This is a genomic window from Candidatus Coatesbacteria bacterium (assembly GCA_014728225.1).
GTDB lineage: Bacteria > RBG-13-66-14 > RBG-13-66-14 > RBG-13-66-14 > RBG-13-66-14 > WJLX01.
The window spans coordinates 1-5,336 of the sequence record WJLX01000115.1 but is presented as its reverse complement, the minus strand read 5'-3'; the positions used below and the strand labels follow the sequence as shown (position 1 = coordinate 5,336).

Sequence of the window (5,336 nt, the reverse complement as noted above, 5' to 3'; positions counted from 1 at the left end):
GGCGGGCACCCGGTACGTCGTCGCCCTGGGGATCATCGGCCCCGACGGCGCAGACGCCGCCTGGAGCTTCGCCGCCTTCATCCACCCCTGAGGCTCCGGCCTTCGATAACGCCGCCCCTGCTCGTTGACCGCCCCCGTCGGAGCGGTTTGTTGTAATCGGTACGTCACTCTTAAAAACCGATAAGGAGCTGCAATGATAAGAACCCTGTCTTTTGTCGCGGTTCTGTTGCTAATGGTCGGCTGCGGTTTCACGCCCGAAACCGCCGAGGCCCCGACCGTCGAGAAGCAACGCTGCTATTCGGCCGAATACGATGCTGTCTGGGCGGCTTTGGTGGCCACCTTCGCCGAAACCAACCTGCCCCTCGAACATCTCGACAAAGATTCCGGCTATATCAGCACCCGGGAGGTCACCGCTCACCGATCCTGGCTCCACGCCGCCGAAGATACCATCGACTACAAGATCAAGAACCCGCGGGGTCTGTTCAACGTTTTCGTCGAGCAGGCTGATGAGGGATGCCTGGTGACCATCAACGCCGTGTTTACTGCTACCGAGGAGCGGCTCAATATCGTCCTCGGCGCGGGCAGTTCGGTCAAGGAGTTCCCCTCGTCCGGCGTAATGGAGCAGGCCCTGCACGAGCTGCTTGTGCAACGCCTCGCCGACTAACCCGCCGGACTTGACCCGACCCCGGCAAAACCCGCCGCTGAGGATCCTAACCCAACCCCGAACCGCCGGAAGCCCGGAACTGGCACGGTTTTTGCATCTCGGCGACCGTTAGGACGGATCATAACGGTCCGCCTCCGCAAAAACCGTGCCAGTTCCGGGCTTCCGCGTATCAGCGGGACGCCGCCGGCGGGTTTTGCCGGGGTCGGTGGCGGTATGTGAAACGCCGGCTCGCGGACCGGCGTTTCGCTTATCACTAAGGTGTGGAGCACCGTTTACCAGACGGGCACCAAGCGGGGCCGCTCGGCGAAGTCCCAGTTCTCCCGGCTGAGCAGCTCGCCGTCGCCGCCGAGGCGCAGGGCGAAGGTCTCGTCGCCGCTGGCGCTCCAGTCTTCGTAGAGGTCGGTCACGTCGACGGCGGGTCGGCCGCCGTGGGAGATCAACTCGCGCCCGGTGCCGTTTCCCGTCCAGCCGCCGCGGACGGTGTCCTCGTTGTCGGCGGTGAAGCGGCGGTCCAGGCCGACGGTCAGCCCGGCAGGCGGGGCGCCGTCGAAGTCCAGCAGCAGCAGCACCCGCGTTGCGGCGGGCAGATCGAAGGTGCCGGGCTTGAAAGCCAGCAGGGCGTCGCCGTCGTCGAGGTCCAGGACGTGGTCGTGGCCGTGATTGGCCCGGGGGTCGAACAGGGTGTCGGCGACGCAGTCGTCGCGCCAGACGCCGACGTTATCCAGCAACAAGCCGCTGCCGGCGTAGTCGATCCGGCGGTCGGTCGACCAGGCGCCGGAGTACTCCTCGCGCTCGAGCTGCAAGCCGTCGTCCAGGCTGAGCTCCAGGCTGAGCCATTGGCTGGCGGGATCGTAGTGGGGGCAGACGAAGGGGGCGTCGTAACGGTGCCACTCGTCGTCGTTGAAGAGGTTGAAGACCCAAGCCCACTCGACGGAGCCGGCGGAGGCGGGCAGCGGTACGTCGGAGCCTGTGGGGCAGACGTTGAGGCTCAGCTTGAGATACGGGCCGGCCTGGCCGGGTTGGCCGTCGACCTCACGGAAGTAGTCGTCGACCTCGCGGCGCAGGGCCCGGGCATCGAGGAACAGGGTGTACTGGCGGCCGGGTTCGAATCCGTCCAGGGGCTGGTTGCGTTCCGTGGTGGCTACAGCGGCGTAGCCCGCAGGATCACCGGCTTCGTAGCGCAGGTGGATGCAGCGCTCGCCGTAGACGGCGCCGTTGGCGGTCAGTTGGGCCAGGTTGTCGCTGTTGCCGCCGTGGGTGGTTTTCCAGAAGGAGCGTGAGGCTTCCTCGAAGCCGGGGTCCTGCAGGGAGACGGCGGGGGCGGCGCCCTCGTAGGGATCGATACCGGCCCAGCGGGCGGCCGAGGCCAGCAGCTTGACCCCCAGCCAGTCGTCGGCGAAGTGGAAGTATGGGGCGTAGCCGGCGCCGACGTATAGCCGGCTGCCGTAATCGTCACCGTCGGCGTCGAGGAGGTTGATCAGCGGTTCGCCGGCGGCCTCGGCGATTACCCGACCGCCGTCGACGGGGGCGTAGAACATGTGATTCTCGGCGTCGTTGACGCCGTCGCTGCGGGTGACGTTGAGGGGTGTGCCATCACCGTCTCCCAGGTAACCGAAGTCGTGTTTGGCCGCCAGGTTGACCGTACTCCGACTGTCGGAGGCGAATTCCTTGTCGTCGGGACGCTCGGAGCCGTACAGGCTGCGGCAGAGGTGGGGGGAGAGCCTGCCGGCGCCGTCGATGCGCCGGGTGCCGACACCCTCGAAGAAGACGATCTTGCCTCCGGCCGCGATGTAGGCGTCGAGCAGTTCTTCGGTCTCTTCGTCGATGATGAACATGTCGGGCAGCACCAGCAGCTTGTAGCGCTCGGCCAACAGCTCGGCGTCGGTGGGGTTGAAGAGCCTGTTCAAGCGCCAGGCGGGCCAGATGTCCGGGTAGGCGCCGGTGTGATGCAGGCCGATGGCGGCGCGGATCAGGGCGTAGCGGATATCTCCGAAGCTGCCGCAGGACAGACTGGGCGGATCGTAGACCAGCAGCACCCGGCGGGTGCGGTCGAAGTGCAGGTCGGGTGTCGGATCGACGTAGCGATGGAAGACCTCCTCGGCGGGATCGCCGGGGGTCCACCCCCACTCGCCGGTGTCGAAATTGAATCGGTAGTGGCGCTCTCGGGCCATCCCGCGCAGCATGAAAACCTGGAAGTGGACGGGTACGTCGAGCCAGTTGAAGTATTGCAGCATCCAGGAGGAGTCGGCGATGCTGGGGATGGAATCCCAGTCACGCTCCGCGGAGAAGCCGACGCCGTACTCGCCCATGAAGATGCGCCGCTCACCGAAGGGGTCGGCGGGATCGTCGGTCCACAACCCCTGGGCGGCGCGCACCGGACCGATGAAACCGGCCCAGTCGGAACCATAGGTGTTGGCGCCGCCGACGTCGGTTCCCAAAGCCGCGGGGTTCTGATGACTGGAGTTGAAAGACACCCCCTTCTCCCAGAAGGTCGATTCGGGACCGTAGATGCGGCGCAGGTCTGTCAGATCGTCGCCCTGACCGTCACCGTCGGTATCGCGAACCTTGAGGGCTTGCTCCAGGACGTTGGTGTTGAAATGGAGGAAGATCTCCTGGCTGTGGTGGAGGAAGCGGATGTAGTCGTACCAGTGGCGGTCGAAGTGGCGGCTTTCCCATTCGTTGACGCCGTCGGCCCGGGGTTCGACCCGGCGCACCGGCAGCTCGATGCCCGCCTCGTCGAAGGAATCACCCGGACGGTAATCGAGGTCGACGCCCCAGGCCCGCTCGATCTGGGCCACGCGTTCGGCCGGTGTGCCGCGGTAACCGTGGTCGCCCCAGATCCAGTCGCCCTCGAGGGGGTCCTCTTCCAGGAGCCAGTGAGCGAAGTGACGCTGGAGATCGTAGTTGTAGCCCGCCAGGGCGTAGTACTCCTGACCGCGCTCGCGGAGTCGGCGCACGTCGTACTGGGGCTCGTTTATCAAGCCGTAGCCGGAGATGTTGCGCGGCAGGCCGATGCGATAATCCGGATTGGCGCGCTCGACCGGGGTGGTTTCTTCCAGCTCTTCAACGGTCTTGAGCAGGAAAGTCCGGATACCGGGAACGGGCTCGCCATCCTTGGGGAGTTTGCCCTCCCAGTAGTTGTAGTAATCGATCGGCAGCCGACCCCGGAAGTCGATCCGCGCCGGCGGCTGGACGTGGGCCGGCCCGTGATCCCTAAACCCGTGGTTCTCGTCGAGGACCTTGTCGGAGAAATACAGGTGCAGGTAGCAGCGCAGGACGTAGAAGTCGTCCTCGTCCTTCGTGCGATAGAGACGGACACGACCGTCATCACCGCGGCCCTCGAGGTAGTAGGAGACCCGGGGGGTGTCGACGTATTCCTTAGTGAAACTGGTTCGGTCGTTTTTGAAGAAGGGATAGGTCGGATCGTAGATCCAGGCGTTGTGCTCGAAGGCGTAGAAGAAGTGCTGGTTGGCGTCACCGCCGCGGGGGTCCCAGTCGTAGTCGAACAGCTTGTCGCTGTTGGCGGTCAGGTCGTCGCAGCGGCCGTAGGTGGTGAAGCGGGGGTAATCCTCGGCGGAAAGCTCGAAGACGAACTCGCACTGACCGACGCCCGTGCCCGATAACTCGCCGCCGCGCACCCGCAGGGGTTCGCCGCTGTAGAAGCGCAACAGCCGCGTGGCGTTGAGCTTGTCTTCGGGCACGTCGGCCTCGGCCGGGCCGCCGTTCTCGTCCCATTCCCAGAGCCAGTAGAGGAAGGTCGGTTGGGCCCAGCCCCAGTTGATTGTCTGCTGGATCAGGCCGGGTTTCTCGTTCTCCAGCAGGGCGCACCAGCCCCGGGCCTCGTCGCGTTCTTCCGGATCACCCTTGCGCAGGACGTACCAGTTGTAGTTCTGGGCGAAACCGCTGGTTTCCCAGCTCAGTCGCAGCTCGTCGAGTTCGACGCTCCCCGTGGTCGCCTCGAGACGGAAGATCAGGTGGACTCGAGGGTCCTCCTCCTTCCAGACCAGTAATTGGTGCGGGACGACCAGGTCCAGCCCATCCGCCGGTCCGCGGTACAGCTCCAGGGCGTCCGCCGGACGCTCGCCGTAGCGCCTGCAGGTCACCCGAAGCGTCCCCCGGCCGTCGAGGGTCAGGGTCGCCGACTGGGCCCGGAAGGGCGAATAACGGGCGCAGGCGAAATCGTCGAGTGAGCCGACGGTCCCACCGCGGTCGGCGCCGTCCTGCATATCGGGTAAAAAGACGTACTCGACGTAGTCGCCCGCTGAACTCAAACGCAACCTGGCGCCGGAGAAGACGTCCCCGCCGCCGTCGATGCGGTGCAGGTCTTCGACCTGCGCTGATTCGAAAACGTCGGCGACGCGGAAATCGGCGTTGTCGGCCAGCCCGGCGACGGCCGTCAATAGGATTGCGATAACAATGGCGGTCCTGTTCACCACGATCACCCCTCGCTGGGAGAGTAACTGCAACCTATACCACCCCTGGATTTTAGCAGACCCAAACAGCGTTGTCGTCCTCTATCCGCGTCGTCCTCTACCCACACCAATAGCCATGACCCGTGCCCCGCGAAAAACTGCCGCCGTCGGCTGGAGCTCAACATCCGCCGGAACCTGCACGGTTTTTGCATCTCGGCGACCGTTGGGGCGAGGATAACGGTTCGCCTCCGCAAAAACCG

At 65.2% G+C, this 5,336-nt stretch carries 2 protein-coding genes; one reads left to right on the top strand and one right to left on the bottom strand.

What is annotated here, in order from left to right; genetic code table 11:
- Positions 1-193: 193 nt before the first annotated feature.
- Positions 194-664, top strand: coding sequence for a hypothetical protein (locus tag GF399_08185; protein MBD3400296.1), 471 nt, complete (start codon positions 194-196; stop codon positions 662-664).
- A gap of 272 nt (positions 665-936) precedes the next feature.
- Here GF399_08185 and GF399_08180 read toward each other — a convergent pair whose 3' ends face one another.
- Positions 937-5,097, bottom strand: coding sequence for a hypothetical protein (locus tag GF399_08180; GenBank protein MBD3400295.1), 4,161 nt, complete (start codon positions 5,095-5,097; stop codon positions 937-939).
- Positions 5,098-5,336 lie beyond the last annotated feature (239 nt).

Bases quoted from the DNA above. Each gene is read 5' to 3' on its own strand.
- GF399_08185 (MBD3400296.1), top strand. From the start codon at position 194: ATGATAAGAACCCTGTCTTTTGTCGCGGTTCTGTTGCTAATGGTCGGC.